Origin of the sequence: Candidatus Pantoea floridensis (assembly GCF_900215435.1) — a bacterium.
Classification (GTDB): Bacteria; Pseudomonadota; Gammaproteobacteria; order Enterobacterales; family Enterobacteriaceae; genus Pantoea; species Pantoea floridensis.
In genome coordinates this window covers 2,249,655-2,263,865 of record NZ_OCMY01000001.1, presented here as the reverse complement: position 1 = coordinate 2,263,865, position 14,211 = coordinate 2,249,655, and the positions used below count along the sequence as shown (strand labels likewise).

The following is a 14,211-nucleotide window of genomic DNA, read 5'->3' as shown; positions in this document are numbered from 1 at the left end:
TTAGTTCTTTTCCAGCATGTTGATGATCTGATTGGCCACCACTTTTGCACTCTGATCGTCAGTGCGAATAGTGACATCAGCGATCTCTTCATAAAGCGGATTACGTTCACCTGCCAGCGCTTCCAGTACTTCGCGCGGCGGTGATTCAACCTGCAACAGCGGACGCTTTTTATCACGCTGGGTACGAGCAAGCTGCTTTTCGATGGTGGTTTCAAGGTACACGACCACACCGCGGGCGGAGAGACGATTACGGGTCTCGCGGGATTTGACTGAGCCGCCACCTGTCGCCAGGACAATGCCCTGCTTCTCGGTCAGCTCATTAATGATCTTTTCTTCACGATCGCGGAAGCCTTCTTCGCCTTCCACATCAAATACCCAGCCTACATCCGCTCCGGTGCGTCGCTCAATTTCCTGATCGGAATCGAAAAATTCCATATTGAGTTGCTGAGCCAACTGACGACCAATAGTGCTTTTGCCGGCACCCATCGGCCCAACCAGAAAGATATTGCGTTTCTCTGCCATTTTATCGGTATTACTAAGAATTCGTTGATGATACCCCGCGTTCAGCATAGCTGGCGGGACAGGAACTGAGACCTCATGAGCGTTAACAAGAGTCAGACGGAAAATTATCTCAACACTCATGGCCGTTTGGCAACCGAATAAATTGCCCCCGGCGACCTCTTAACAGGACCGGTCTGTGGTTCGCGAGACGGTAACGCACCTCCGCTAATCCATCCTATTTCACGCTACAGGTCCGCTGGCTGGGGTCATTCACCCTAATCACTTACCTGGGTAAGCACTGTGAATTCACTCATTTAACGCCTTCCTGCAACTCGAATTATTTTGGAGATATTTCTTTTGACGCCAGTATCGCTTGTGACCGACGTCATTCGGAAGGTTATTCTGCCGCGTTCCGTTACACCGTTTTGAAAATCGCTAAACCTTGTAAGCTAATTCCTGCCCTGCGTCAACGCAGTTGGCTTCACAGAACGAATTTTCCGCTTTATCCGGCGGAAAGCGCTGCTTCCCTGACCAGTCTGGGGGTAATAAAGATAACCAGCTCCTTTTTTTTCTGTTCGTCGGTCTGATGGCTGAACAAATTTCCCAGTAGCGGTAGCTCGCCCAGCCAGGGGACGCGTTTTGCACTCTGCGTACGCTGCTGCTGGAAAATACCGCCGAGCGCTAAGGTTTCGCCATCACGCAGGGTTACCTGGGTTTCAATCTCCTGCTTATCGATGCTGAGCACCTGATTATCGCCAATATTCACGCTGCGCCCGGGTAAATTCTGGCTCAGTTTTAATTTGAGCTGTATTCGACCGTTACCCAGCACCACGGGCGTCACCTCCATGCCCAGCACCGCCTCTTTAAATTCGATCGCCGTTGCCCCGCTGTTGCCAGACTTCACCTCATAAGGGATTTCCGTACCTTGTTTGATCGTGGCGGTTTGTTGATGGGCGGTAAATAGCCGCGGGCTGGCGATAATTTCGATTTGGTTCTCCTGCTCTAGCGCGCTTAACTCCAGGTTTAACAGTTCACCACTAACCTGACCAAGCGTGACGCCGGCACGAAGCGCCGGATTACCCACCGCCAATGGAATATCCAACAGCGGATTTCTTAGCGCCTGAGTGACAACATCTGCCGGAGAAGTGCCCCAGTTAACGCCGAGTTCACGCAGATGTTCTTCGTTGATGGTGACGATATGCGCGGCAAGTTCCACCTGCTCCAGCGGTAAATCCAACGCTTTTATCCACCGCTCGGTCTCACGTAGCGCTTGTGCAGTATCGCGCAGCAGCAAACTATTGGTGCGACTGTCCACGGTGACGCTGCCGCGCGCTGTCATCAGCGAGGGCTCAGCCTGCAGGCTGCGGTAAATATCGCTGGCGCTGGCGTAATGCAGCGTCACGCTTTGCTGCTCCAGCGGGGTTTGTTGCTGTTTCTCTTCACGCTCGGCCTGTGCCTGCTGTATCTGCAGCTGTTGCCAGCTTTCCGGGTAGACCAGCAGCACGCCTTCTTCCTGCACGACGGTGAGTTTTGCCATCTGCGTCACTAATGCCAGCGCGCGTTGCCAATCAACGTTATCTAACCGCAGCGATAACCGGCCCTCAACGCCCGGCGCAATGAGCAAGTTAATCTCCTGATAATCCGCTAGCGCCTGCAAAATGCGCTCAACCGGCGCATCGTCAAATACCAGACTTAAGCGATCGTCACTGGCGCGCAGCGGCGCGCTTAGGCACAGCAACATCAGTACCATCATCCATTTCATAAAAACCTCCTTTTATTACCCATGTTATTTGCTGAGGTGGACAGCGTTGGACGGCACTTAACACCAGCGTGTGTGCCGTTAGCTGCAGCACTCGCCAGGGCGGCAGCGGAAAAGGCTGGTTCTCAATGAGCCGATGGCTTTTACCTTGCGGTGAAATCAGCCATGCCACGTAGTGCGGCGGCACGCCAACAATGCCCTGCAGGCGCCAGCCTTCCGGTGCACTGGCCGGTGCCTGGCATAGGTTCTCGGTCAGCGGCTGAAAGGGATCGCGTGCCAGCGCCAGAGAGGTACATAGCAGTAACAGCAAGCCGCTACTCCGCATCGTCACTCTCCAGCCAAAACTGCGTGTTCAATACGCCTTGCTCTGCTTGCAGCTGAAAACGTTGCGGCACGGGTAAAGAGGTGCTGGCTAACTCGCTAAACAGTGGCAAAAATTGCGGCCAGATCAGTCGCAGCTGAAGCTGCTGTGGCTGGCTGTCCGGCTGCCAGGCTTCCAGCTGCTTACCGCGTGCAGCCACGATTTTTTCCAGAGTTTGCGGTGCTTCGCTGCCCGTTACGGGTTGTTGCAGCGCAACTATCTCCGCCTCTAAGGCAGCAATGCTGGGGAGAGAAGTCAGTTTTTGCTGTCGCTGTTGCTGCTGTTGTTCCATCTGCTCAATCTTTCGCTCTTGTGCCTCACGCATTAGCTGCTGCGGACGAAGCAGCACGAGCCACGCCAGCGCGAAGAGCAGCAGTGACGGCAACATCGCCCCGGCAATGCGCCACGGTAGCGTCAGCGTCAGCCAGCGCTGCAGGAGATCATTCATCTGCCAACTCCTGCACGCGTGCATGCAGAGCAAAACGGTAGTCGCCGCTGACCTGCCGTTGCACACCGCCCTGCCTCACACTGGAAAAAAGCGGCTGCGTCATTAGCTGGTGGCGAAAGTCACTCACGGCCGCCATGCTCTGCGCCTGACCTTCCAGTATGAGTTGTCCTTGTCGACGTTCGAGTCGGTTCAGCCACAAGGTTTCAGGCATCAATTCCGGCAGCTGCTGCCAGAAACCTTGCCAGCGCCGATGCTGGACCTGTCGTTGCTGCTCGGCGCGCTGCGTCTGCAGCAATGATTCACGCTGTTGAAGCAGGGATTGCTGCTTTTCCAGCTGTTGTTGCAGCGCGTTAAGGATAAAAGTGATATCCATCAGCTGCTCCAACTGCTGCTGCCGCGTAGCGAACCCGCGCCACCACAGCATTAGCAGCATGAACAAGGTCAACATTAAGGTGAGCGTCAGCAGCGTTATGCTCTGTTTTCGCTGGCGCTGCTGCTGATGCAGGCGCCAGGGCAGTAAATTGACCGCCAGCATCATGAATCCTCCGGTCGCAGAGCCAAACCCAGCGCGACGGTAAAATCACCTTCCTGCGCAGGTAAAGGTGGTTGGAGATAGTGCAGCAGCGTCAACGGCTGGCAGCGCTGAACCTGCTCTTCCGGCAAGACGGCTGTTGATGTGCAAAATACGGTTTCCATCTGCGGGAACGTTTCATGCAATAGCGCAAACGTGAGGGGTTCAGTGGCTGCGCCAGACGAGGTGCTTTCACCGGCGAGCGTCCATAACCAGTGATCGCTGAGCGGATGAATCAGCAGCTGGTTATGTCGCAAAGGCATGCGCATGGCGATTTGCGTGAGCGCCAGACTGCTCAACTCGAACACGTCTGGTCTCAGGCCCGCCTGCTGCAAGGGGGCCAGCCATTGCGCAATCACTTCGCGCCGCGCGGCGGTGACACACAGCTGCGAGGCTTTACCCGGCAAACGGTAATCCAGCGACAGCGAAGCGGGCTCGACAGGAAACAGACGTTGCGCGGAAGCCGCTACATAGCGACTCAGCGCAGGCTCACGGAGCGAGGTTTCAGGCAGCGGCAAGGTGCGTTGCAATACCAGCTGCGGCGGCAGGCCAACGCGCAGTGAGTAACGCTTCGGCAGATGGCACTGCCAGCGCCCTAACATATCCAGTAACGCAGGCGTGGTTTGCAGCACACCGTTTCTTAACGTATCTTGCGGCAGCGTTTGTTGCCACCAATGTCGCAACTGCCAACCGTGACGTCGGCGTTCAATGCCAAGGGCACAGATTTGCCCGTTTTGGATGTCCAGTCCGATTTGCCAGCGCTGAAAAGCCATGTGCGCGATCTCCTTATCGTTGAAGGTAATGAGCTCCAATACCCGGGCAACTTCAAGTCTGACGGGTATATCAAAGCGTCAGGCTTGTCTTTATACTACCGCGCGGTTGCTTATAAACTGCTCAAACGACAACAGATGGGAATTCTCAGGTGAAGTTCGTAAAGTATTTATTGATCCTTGCAGTGTGTTGCATTTTGCTGGGAGCCGGCACGGTTTATGGTTTGTACAAATACATAGAGCCGCAGCTGCCCGATGTGAACACATTGAAAGATGTGCGCCTGCAAACCCCTATGCAGGTTTACAGCGCAGATGGCGAACTGATCGCCCAGTATGGTGAGAAGCGTCGTGTCCCGCTGACGCTGCAGCAGATGCCGCCTGAACTCATCAAAGCGTTTATTGCCACCGAAGATAGCCGTTTTTACGAGCATCATGGTGTTGATCCGGTGGGCATCTTTCGTGCAGCCAGTATCGCGCTGATGTCCGGCCATGCTTCGCAGGGTGCAAGTACCATTACCCAGCAGTTGGCGCGTAACTTCTTCCTCAGTCCGGAACGCACTTTGATGCGTAAAATTAAGGAAGCGTTCCTGGCCATTCGCATCGAACAGCTGCTAAGCAAAGATGAAATTCTTGAGTTGTACCTCAACAAGATCTATCTCGGCTATCGCGCTTATGGCGTTGGCGCTGCAGCGCAGGTCTATTTTGGCAAATCGATTGATCAGCTGTCGCTGAGCGAAATGGCGGTGATTGCCGGCTTGCCAAAGGCACCGTCGACTTTCAACCCGCTTTATTCTCACGCGCGTGCGCTTTCACGTCGTAATGTGGTGCTGGCGCGTATGCTGGATCAAAACTACATCACCCAGCAGCAGTATGACGAAGCCCGCAACACGCCGTTGACGGCCAGCTATCACGGCCCGGAAATCGCGTTCTCAGCACCATACTTGAGTGAAATGGTGCGCCAGGAGATGGTGAAGCGCTACGGTGATGGCGCGTATGAAGATGGCTATAAGGTTTATACCACCGTCACCCGTCGTCTGCAGGAAGCCGCGCAGCAGGCCGTACGTAACAATGTGCTGGCATATGACATGCGCCACGGCTATCGCGGCCCGACCAATGTGCTGTGGAAACCAGGCGAAGCCAGTTGGGATAGAACCCGAATTCTTAAAGCCCTGAAAGATCTTCCTACTTACGGTCCACTCAACGCAGCCGTGATTACCAGTGCTAATGCCGAAGAAGCCACTGCAACGTTGAAAGATGGCAGCAGTGTTTCCATAGGAATGGCGGGCGTGCGATGGGCGCGTGCTTACAAATCGGATACGCTTCAGGGACCCACACCGCGCAGCCTGACGCAGGTGCTGCAAGCGGGCCAGCAGATTTGGGTACGCAAGGTAGACAATGCCTGGTGGCTGGCTCAGGTGCCGGTGGTGAACTCCGCTCTGGTTTCGCTCAATCCAGAAGATGGTGCTGTTCGCGCGTTAGTCGGTGGCTTCGACTTCAACCAGAGCATGTTCAACCGTGCCACACAAGCGCTGCGTCAGGTCGGTTCCAATATTAAACCGTTCCTCTATACCGCAGCGATGGATCGCGGTTTAACGCTGGCTTCCATTTTGAATGACGTGCCGATTTCCCGCTGGGATGCCGGTGCAGGTGCCGACTGGCGTCCGAAAAACTCACCGCCGACTTACGCTGGTCCGATTCGTTTGCGTCAGGGCCTGGGCGAGTCGAAAAACGTGGTGATGGTGCGTGCGATGCGTGCGATGGGCGTTGATTACGCGGCAGAGTATCTGCAGCGTTTCGGCTTCCCGGCGCAGAACATCGTGCATACCGAATCGTTAGCGTTAGGCGCGGCGTCGTTCACACCAATGCAGGTGGTGCGCGGCTACGCCGTAATGGCTAACGGCGGCTTCCTGGTCGATCCGTACTTCATCACTAAGATTGAGAATGAACAAGGCGGCGTGATCTTCGAAGAGAAACCCAAAATTGCCTGCCCGCAGTGCAACTTGCCGGTGATCTATGGCGACACGAAAAAGTCTGTCGCACTGAATGAAGAGAGCATAGAGAATGTTGCCACCTCCGATCAGTCGCAGAATCAGACCGTGCCGCAGCCAGAACTTGAGCAGGTGCCTGCGCAACCGCAATCGGGTGGCGATCAGCAATATGCACCGCACGTCATTAATACGCCACTGTCGTTCCTGATCAAGAGCGCGCTGAACAGTAATATCTTTGGTGAACCCGGCTGGATGGGAACGGGCTGGCGCGCGGGCCGCGACCTGAAACGTAATGATATCGGAGGTAAAACCGGTACCACTAACAGCTCGAAAGATGCGTGGTTCTCCGGTTACGGCCCGGGTGTTGTCACGTCGGTGTGGATTGGCTTTGATGATTCACGCGCACTGGGTCGTTCAACCATGTCAGGTGCGATTCCGGATCAAATCTCCGGCTACGAAGGCGGCGCGAAGAGTGCGCAACCTGCGTGGGACGATTATATGAAATCAGCGCTGGAAGGCGTACCGGTGCAACCGCTGACTCCGCCAGATGGCGTGGTCACTGTTAATATTGATCGCAGTACCGGCAAACTGGCCAATGGCGGTAACTCGCGCCAGGAGTATTTCATCAACGGTACGCAGCCAACGGAATATTCGGTTCATGATGTCGGCACTACCATCATGGACAATGGCCAAAGCCACGAACTGTTCTGATTAAAAAAGCCGGCAAATCTGCCGGCTTTCTTTTTTAGACGAGACTGCAATGTTAATAGCTCAAGCGGCCCTGCTTCACCAGCCACTCACGCACCATAAACAGAGCGCTGACATTACGTGCTTCGCGGAAGTCGGGTTCTTCCAGCAGTGCCAGCAGATTCTTCAACGGCCAGCGATGGACAATCAACGGCTCCGGCTCATCGCCCTCCAGCTTCTCTTCGTACAAGCCTTCCGCCACCACAATATTCATTTTGCTGGAGAAGTAAGACGGCGCCATGGTCAGCTTGCCCAGCGCTTCCAGCTTAGTGGCACCGAATCCCGCCTCTTCTTTCAATTCACGATCGGCAGCCTCAAATGCGCTCTCGCCGGGATCGATCAGCCCTTTAGGAAAACCCAGTTCGTAGCTTTCCAGGCCTACCGCGTATTCCTGAATCAGGATCACGTCATCACCGATAATTGGCACAATCATCACTGCTTCACGATCGGAAGGCTTCATACGCTCATAGACACGGCGCTCGCCATTGCTGAAAGCGAGGTCGACCGCTTCAATAGTGAATAAGCGGGAGCGGGCAACCGCTTCCACATTGAGGATGTCAGGTTTTTTCATGGGGGTTTTCATATCAGCCTCAAACTTAGCACAACCCTGTGAAACGTGATGACGCCAGCATACCTAAGCCCGAACCATTGTGCGACTCACCGTGTAGGTAAACTATGGTGACACATATCCACTTACTGCTACTAACAACTTCTTGTTATCTATGAAGTTAAAAATTCACAATAAGTCAACGGTGTTTTGTTAAATTCAGAAAATACCGATTTTTAATTGAGTCGCAGCTCGTTAACATCCCGTTAAGGAATAATCTAACAAACTATAATTAAATGATTTTGCGCGTTATTTTATCTGACTTTTCCCTTGTCAGAATGACATCTGCTCGCCAAAATTGACTTGTATTGATGGATTCATCGGGAGTACATCGTAAACGTGAAGGCAGTTTTTTGGCTGGATTGAGCAAAGCATGAGCACTTACATTGTCATTCTGGCTGTCATGCTCGCCTGTTCGTTACTTGCAGGTATCGGCTACTGGTACGCTATGCGGCATCGTCCGCCGTTGGCGAAACCGCTGCCGTTTATCAGTCCTCCAAATCGCAAACTCACCGATGAAGAACGCAGCGCGGTAGAAAAGTACATTGCGCTACTGGCAAAACAGCATGACCAGCAGAGTTCACGATCCGCAAAGAAGCCGCGTGAATCCGAAGCGTTGACGCTCACCGCGCAGAGCAATAATGTTTATCCCGTCACCCGCGCGATTACACGCTATGGCCTCTCCACCGACGATCCGCAGAAATGGCGCTACTATCTCGATGAAGTAGAAGTGCATTTGCCGCCGCTGTGGGAGCAGTACATCGCGGATGAAAACTACGTTGAACTGATTCGCACGCAAACCCTGCCGCTGGTGATTTCGCTTAACGGCCATTCGCTGGTGAATTACGCGATTGAACAACCGGCACTCCCCCCGCTGGTGCGCCCTATATCAACCAACGCTTCAATTCGTAAAGAAGAGAGCGAAAACGTTGAACTGCTGCAGGTGCGCAAAGAGACCGCCGAAGAGTATCAGCTATCTCGCGCAGACGGCACGCGCGAAGCGGTAGCGATCTGTTTCGCTTTCCTGCTGTTCTTCCTTAGTCTGGTGCTGCCCGGCAGCTTAATGGTGTGGATTGCGGTGCTCGGTTGCCTGATGATCGCCGTCAGCCTGTGGTTTCTCTACCGCTTCCCGGGTGCGAAAGGCCTGCGCGACGTGCACTGTCTGCGCGGTGCGCCAAAGCGCTGGGGCTTGTTCGGGGAATCAAACCAGGAGCAGAGCAATATCTCCCTCGGCATTATCGATCTCATCTACCCCGCGCACTGGCAGCCTTATGTGGCGCATGATTTAGGCCAGACCACCGATGTGGAGATGTACCTTAATCGTCAGGTGGTGCGTCAGGGGCGTTTCCTGTCACTGCAGGACGAAGTGCGTAACTTCCCGGTACAGCGCTGGCGTAAAAATCTGGTGCTGGCGTGCGGTTCGCTGCTGGTGCTGGTAATGCTCTTTACCTGGATTCCCCTCAGCATGCCGCTCAAACTCAGCTTTGCATGGGTGAAAGGCACTGAAAGCATTGAGGTCAACAGCGTAGACAAACTCAATGCCCTGCCCTTACACATTGGTGACAGCCTGAAAGTCGGCGGTACCGGCATGTGTTCGGTGCCAGGTAACTATCAAAGCAACCGCAGCTACGCTTACATGCCGTTCGACTGCTCAGCCATTTACTGGAACAACGCACCTGCGCTGCCCCTGCCGCAGTCCGATATTATCGATAAAGCAGCGGCGCTGCTTGATACCACCACGCGCCAGCTGCATCCGGAAACCAATACCGATCCAAAACTTAATCCGCAGCTAGCCTCGGCAATTCAAAAATCCGGCATGATTCTGCTGGATGATTTCTCCGATCTCGTACTGAAAACGCAAGAGCTGTGCAGCCAGCAACAGGATTGCGTGCGCCTGAAAAATGCGCTGGTGAACCTCGGTAACGCCAAAGATTGGGATTCGCTGATCCACCGCGCAGATTCCGGCAAACTTAATGGCATGAACGTGCTGCTGCGCCCGGTAAGTGCGGAAGCGCTGGAAAACCTGGTCAACACCGCGACGTCAACCTTCTTCTCGCGTGAAACGCGTCGCGCTGCGGAAAATCTCAATAGCCCGCCGCCGGGTGGCTTCCTGATTATCAGTGATGAAGGCCGCCAGATGGTGACGCAGCCGCAGCCATCAGTATCGCTGTTTGATCTTGACGCCCCCTCGCAGTGGCGCGAGCTACAGCGCATGTCGGAAATGCTGCTGCACACGCCTTTCGCCGCCAGCGGCATCATCACCAGCATTACCACCGATGCCAACGGCACGCGCCATATCGCACTGCATAATGAGCCAGATGCCATGGCGCAATGGCGCTATTTAGGCACCGCGTTGCTGATGCTGGTGCTGATTGCCAGCGCGGTCATCAACGGCTTGCTGGCGCTGCGTCGCATTCATCGTAATCGTCTGCGTATGGCCGAAATCCAGCAGTATTACGACAAGTGCTTCAACCACAATCTGAACACGATGCAGAGCGTGCGCTCGCTGTTCTGAGCCCTCCCCTTCTGTGCTACCCTGTCGCCCACTTTTTTGCGGCGAGAACGAAAATGCAGGTTACGCTTAACTGGTCAGAGATTGATACCGTGCTGCTGGATATGGACGGCACGCTACTCGATCTCGCTTTCGATCGTCACTTCTGGCTGGAACACGTTCCTGAAACGCTGAGCCGTGAGCGCGCTATCACGCTGAGCGAAGCGCATCAGCTTATTCAGCAGAAGTATCAGGCCGTGGTGCATACGCTAAACTGGTATTGTCTCGATTACTGGTCGCAGGAGCTGGCGCTGGATATTCGTGCCATGACGTGGGAAAAGCGCCAGCGCGCGGCGATGCGTGAAGATACCCTGCCGCTGCTGCAGGCGCTGCGCGCCGCCGGCAAACGCACCATTTTGTTAACCAATGCGCATCCTTATAATCTTGATGTGAAGCTGGAGCAGACCGGATTAGCTGCCCACCTTGATTTATTACTTTCTACCCATACCTTTGGATATCCGAAAGAGGATCCGCGTCTCTGGCAGGCCGTCCAGCAGCACACCGCGTTTGATAGTTCGCGCACGCTATTCATTGATGACAGCGAAGCGATTCTGGATGCGGCGACAAGCTGGGGCATTCGCTGGTGCTTAGGCGTCAGCAATCCGGATTCCGGTCGGCCCGATCAATCTTTCCAGCGTCATCCGGCGGTACGAGATTATCGTCAACTGTGTGAGACGCTGCGTTAAAGCAGGAGCCGCAATGAAAGAAAAAATCAGCGAAGGCGTCCGCCTCGACAAATGGCTGTGGGCCGCACGCTTCTACAAAACGCGTGCGCTGGCGCGCGAAATGGTGGAAGGCGGCAAAGTGCATTACAACGGTCAGCGCAGCAAGCCCAGCAAATTAGTGGAGCTAAACGCCGAGTTGACGCTGCGCCAGGGCAATGACGAACGCACCGTGGTGATCACCGCGGTCACCGATCAACGTCGTCCTGCAACTGAAGCGCAAACGCTGTATGCCGAAACCGACGCCAGTATCGAAAAGCGTGAGAAAACCGCACTAGCGCGCAAGATGAATGCGTTAACCATGCCGCACCCCGATCGCCGCCCGGATAAGAAAGAGCGCCGCGATCTGATGAAGTTTAAATTGTCGGGCGATAAATAACGCGCCCCCAACGTGAGAAACACTATGTCTGCAAACGATCAACTGCACCGTTACCTGTTCGAAAATGTCGCCGTGCGCGGCGAGCTGGTTAACGTGACGGAAACCTGGCGTGAAATGATCAAAAATCACGATTACGTCGAGCCGGTAAAAACCTTGCTGGGCGAGCTACTGGTGGCCACCAGCTTGCTAACCGCTACGCTGAAGTTTGATGGCGATATCACCGTGCAGCTGCAGGGCGATGGCCCGCTGACGCTGGCAGTGATCAACGGTAACAACCGCCAGGAGCTGCGTGGCGTGGCGCAGGTGAAAGAAGATGCCGAGATCGCACCTCATAGCAGCCTGAAAGAGATGGTGGGTAACGGCTATCTGGTGATCACGATTTCACCAGAGAAAGGTGAACGTTATCAAGGCGTGGTGGGTCTGGAAGCGGATACCCTGGCAGGCTGCCTGGAAGATTACTTCATGCGTTCAGAACAGCTGCCAACCCGCCTGTTTATCCGCACCAGCGAAAAAGGCGCAGCGGGCATTTTGCTGCAGGTACTGCCTGCGCAAGAGCCAAGCCTGGATGATTTCAATCACCTCGCCACGTTGACCGAAACCGTAAAAAGCGAAGAACTGATTGAGTTGCCTGCCACCGACGTACTGTGGCGCCTGTATCATCAGGAAGAAGCCACGGTGTTTGATCCATCACCGGTAAGCTTCAAATGCACTTGCTCACGCGAGCGCTGCGGCGAGGTGCTGAATACGCTGCCGGTTGAAGAAGTGGACGAAATCCTCGCAGAAGATGGCAAAATCGACATGCACTGCGACTACTGTGGTTCGCATTATGTTTACGATGCGGTAGATATTGCTGCCATTCGTAACGCGCCAACCAACAATAGCGATCAAGTGCATTAATTACCTGCCGGGCGGTTTATCCGCCCGCATTTCCTTCTGAACGTATCCCTATCATTTATCACGGTTATTAGCTAAATAACGCTGACTTTAATTACATAAGTGGCAGATTTCTCTACTTGTCACGTTCCAGCTCGCATTTCTGACTATCTTCTCTTTTCCGCTGTGCTCATAAGAGTACACTGCGCGCGATCTGCCCTGCGCGGCTATGCGCGGCAGGAGGCAGAATCCCCCATAAAAATACGCAGTAACAGATACCGATTAAAGGAGCAGTCACATGCGCGTTAACGGCCTGACATCGCAAGACCTCGCCTCTATGGGCATCAGCGGCACCACCGAAGTGGTGTACAACCCTGATTTCGACACCCTGTTTCAGGAAGAAACTCGCCCAGAGCTGGAAGGTTATGCGCGAGGCATTCTGACGCAGAGCGGCGCGATTGCCGTGGATACCGGCATCTTCACCGGTCGCTCGCCCAAAGATAAATACATCGTACGGGACGACACCACGCGCGACACGCTGTGGTGGAACGATGTCGGCAACGGCAAAAATGATAACCAGCCGCTGTCACAGGAAACCTGGCAGGCGCTGAAAGATCGCTGCACGCAGCAGCTTTCCGGCAAACGTCTGTTTGTGGTTGATGCGTTCTGCGGTGCCAACCCCGACACGCGTCTCAGCGTGCGCTTCGTAATGGAAGTCGCATGGCAGGCGCACTTCGTCAAAAACATGTTTATTCGTCCGAGCGAAGCAGAACTGGCAGACTTCAAGCCGGATTTCGTGGTGATGAACGCCGCGCAGTGCACCAATCCGGACTGGCAGGCGCAGGGTCTGCACTCCGAAAACTTCGTTGCCTTCAACCTGACCGAGCGCATGCAGCTGATTGGTGGCACCTGGTACGGCGGCGAGATGAAGAAAGGTCTGTTCGCTATCATGAACTACCTGCTGCCGCTGAAGGGCATCGCGTCGATGCACTGTTCGGCGAACGTCGGCAAAGCGGGCGACGTGGCGGTATTCTTTGGCCTGTCCGGCACCGGCAAAACCACGTTGTCGACCGATCCGGATCGCCAGCTGATTGGCGATGACGAACACGGTTGGGATGACGATGGCGTGTTCAACTTTGAAGGTGGCTGCTACGCCAAAACCATCAATCTTTCTGAGCAGGCGGAGCCGGAAATCTATCGCGCCATCCGTCGTGATGCTCTGCTGGAAAACGTGGTGGTACGCGCCGATGGCAGCGTTGATTATGCCGACGGCAGCAAGACCGAAAATACCCGCGTCTCCTACCCAATTGAGCATATCGAGAATATCGTGCAGCCGGTTTCAAAAGCGGGCCATGCGAAGCGGGTGATTTTCCTCACCGCCGATGCTTTTGGCGTGCTGCCGCCGGTTTCACGCTTAACGCCGGAGCAGACGCAATATCACTTCCTGTCAGGCTTTACCGCCAAACTGGCCGGCACCGAGCGCGGCGTAACGCAGCCGACGCCCACCTTCTCCGCCTGCTTCGGCGCGGCGTTCCTGACGCTGCATCCCACACAATATTCCGATGTGCTGGTAAAGCGTATGGAAGCGGCCGGTGCGCAGGCCTATCTGGTAAATACCGGCTGGAACGGCAGCGGCAAGCGTATCTCGCTGAAAGACACGCGCGCCATCATCAACGCCATTCTGGCCGGTGAGCTGGATGATGTTGAGACCGAAACGCTGCCGGTGTTCAACCTGCAGATGCCGAAAAGTTTACCGCAGGTGGAGAGTGCCATTCTCGATCCGCGCCGCAGCTGGCCGACAGAAGCCGCCTGGCAACAAGCCGCGCAGGATCTGGCGCAGCGCTTTATCACTAACTTTGAGAAGTACACGGATAACGAGGCGGGGAAAGCGCTGGTGCAGGCGGGTCCGCAGCTGTGATGTGAAACCCAGGTGG

Annotated in this window: 13 protein-coding genes; 6 read left to right on the top strand and 7 right to left on the bottom strand. The window is 54.9% G+C overall.

The features are described 5' to 3' along the window. The 6 genes from aroK to pilM all read right to left on the bottom strand — a co-directional run bounded on the left by aroK (position 1) and on the right by pilM (position 4,413). Entirely contained in the window at positions 1-522 is a 522-nt protein-coding gene (aroK, locus tag CRO19_RS10565) for a shikimate kinase AroK (protein ID WP_008107887.1), read from the bottom strand. A gap of 481 nt (positions 523-1,003) precedes the next feature. Further along, positions 1,004-2,263: a DNA uptake porin HofQ gene (gene hofQ, locus CRO19_RS10560; RefSeq protein WP_097095790.1), complete on the bottom strand. Its 1,260-nt coding sequence runs from the start codon at positions 2,261-2,263 to the stop codon at positions 1,004-1,006. Further along, on the bottom strand, positions 2,205-2,585 hold the full coding sequence (locus CRO19_RS10555) for a HofP DNA utilization family protein (RefSeq protein WP_097095789.1): 381 nt from the start codon (positions 2,583-2,585) through the stop codon (positions 2,205-2,207). Before CRO19_RS10555 ends, hofQ begins: the two co-directional genes overlap by 59 nt. Then, on the bottom strand, positions 2,575-3,069 hold the full coding sequence (locus CRO19_RS10550; protein ID WP_097095788.1) for a HofO family protein: 495 nt from the start codon (positions 3,067-3,069) through the stop codon (positions 2,575-2,577). The genes CRO19_RS10555 and CRO19_RS10550 overlap by 11 nt, the downstream gene beginning before the upstream one ends. Continuing rightward, positions 3,062-3,607, bottom strand: coding sequence for a PilN domain-containing protein (locus tag CRO19_RS10545; protein WP_320204473.1), 546 nt, complete (start codon positions 3,605-3,607; stop codon positions 3,062-3,064). Before CRO19_RS10545 ends, CRO19_RS10550 begins: the two co-directional genes overlap by 8 nt. Continuing rightward, complete coding sequence (gene pilM, locus CRO19_RS10540; RefSeq protein WP_097095787.1) at positions 3,604-4,413, bottom strand: type IV pilus biogenesis protein PilM; 810 nt, start codon at positions 4,411-4,413, stop codon at positions 3,604-3,606. The genes CRO19_RS10545 and pilM overlap by 4 nt, the downstream gene beginning before the upstream one ends. A gap of 149 nt (positions 4,414-4,562) precedes the next feature. Between pilM and mrcA the strand changes: the two genes are divergently transcribed. Further along, entirely contained in the window at positions 4,563-7,109 is a 2,547-nt protein-coding gene (gene mrcA, locus CRO19_RS10535; RefSeq protein WP_097095786.1) for a peptidoglycan glycosyltransferase/peptidoglycan DD-transpeptidase MrcA, read from the top strand. Positions 7,110-7,161: 52 nt separating this feature from the next. Here mrcA and nudE read toward each other — a convergent pair whose 3' ends face one another. Then, complete coding sequence (gene nudE / locus CRO19_RS10530) at positions 7,162-7,728, bottom strand: ADP compounds hydrolase NudE (RefSeq protein ID WP_097095785.1); 567 nt, start codon at positions 7,726-7,728, stop codon at positions 7,162-7,164. Positions 7,729-8,125: 397 nt separating this feature from the next. Here nudE and CRO19_RS10525 point away from each other — a divergent pair, with 397 nt between their 5' ends. From CRO19_RS10525 to pckA, 5 genes are all read left to right on the top strand, one after another. Then, entirely contained in the window at positions 8,126-10,267 is a 2,142-nt protein-coding gene (locus CRO19_RS10525) for an intracellular growth attenuator family protein (protein WP_097095784.1), read from the top strand. 53 nt (positions 10,268-10,320) lie between these two features. After that, positions 10,321-10,989 (top strand): GMP/IMP nucleotidase, encoded by a 669-nt coding sequence (gene yrfG, locus CRO19_RS10520; protein ID WP_097095783.1) that lies wholly within the window; start codon positions 10,321-10,323, stop codon positions 10,987-10,989. A gap of 13 nt (positions 10,990-11,002) precedes the next feature. Beyond that, complete coding sequence (hslR, locus tag CRO19_RS10515) at positions 11,003-11,404, top strand: ribosome-associated heat shock protein Hsp15 (protein WP_097095782.1); 402 nt, start codon at positions 11,003-11,005, stop codon at positions 11,402-11,404. Between the two features lie 24 nt (positions 11,405-11,428). After that, on the top strand, positions 11,429-12,301 hold the full coding sequence (gene hslO / locus CRO19_RS10510; RefSeq protein ID WP_097095781.1) for an Hsp33 family molecular chaperone HslO: 873 nt from the start codon (positions 11,429-11,431) through the stop codon (positions 12,299-12,301). A gap of 274 nt (positions 12,302-12,575) precedes the next feature. Next, on the top strand, positions 12,576-14,195 hold the full coding sequence (gene pckA / locus CRO19_RS10505; protein ID WP_097095780.1) for a phosphoenolpyruvate carboxykinase (ATP): 1,620 nt from the start codon (positions 12,576-12,578) through the stop codon (positions 14,193-14,195). Positions 14,196-14,211: the final 16 nt, after the last annotated feature.

Coding starts and splice junctions, on each gene's coding strand:
- CRO19_RS10555 (WP_097095789.1), bottom strand. CDS start 2,585: ATGCGGAGTAGCGGCTTGCTGTTACTGCTATGTACCTCTCTGGCGCTG.
- yrfG (WP_097095783.1), top strand. CDS start 10,321: ATGCAGGTTACGCTTAACTGGTCAGAGATTGATACCGTGCTGCTGGAT.
- CRO19_RS10545 (WP_320204473.1), bottom strand. CDS start 3,607: ATGATGCTGGCGGTCAATTTACTGCCCTGGCGCCTGCATCAGCAGCAG.
- pckA (WP_097095780.1), top strand. CDS start 12,576: ATGCGCGTTAACGGCCTGACATCGCAAGACCTCGCCTCTATGGGCATC.
- hslR (WP_097095782.1), top strand. CDS start 11,003: ATGAAAGAAAAAATCAGCGAAGGCGTCCGCCTCGACAAATGGCTGTGG.
- nudE (WP_097095785.1), bottom strand. CDS start 7,728: ATGAAAACCCCCATGAAAAAACCTGACATCCTCAATGTGGAAGCGGTT.
- CRO19_RS10550 (WP_097095788.1), bottom strand. CDS start 3,069: ATGAATGATCTCCTGCAGCGCTGGCTGACGCTGACGCTACCGTGGCGC.
- hofQ (WP_097095790.1), bottom strand. CDS start 2,263: ATGAAATGGATGATGGTACTGATGTTGCTGTGCCTAAGCGCGCCGCTG.
- aroK (WP_008107887.1), bottom strand. CDS start 522: ATGGCAGAGAAACGCAATATCTTTCTGGTTGGGCCGATGGGTGCCGGC.
- CRO19_RS10525 (WP_097095784.1), top strand. CDS start 8,126: ATGAGCACTTACATTGTCATTCTGGCTGTCATGCTCGCCTGTTCGTTA.
- pilM (WP_097095787.1), bottom strand. CDS start 4,413: ATGGCTTTTCAGCGCTGGCAAATCGGACTGGACATCCAAAACGGGCAA.
- hslO (WP_097095781.1), top strand. CDS start 11,429: ATGTCTGCAAACGATCAACTGCACCGTTACCTGTTCGAAAATGTCGCC.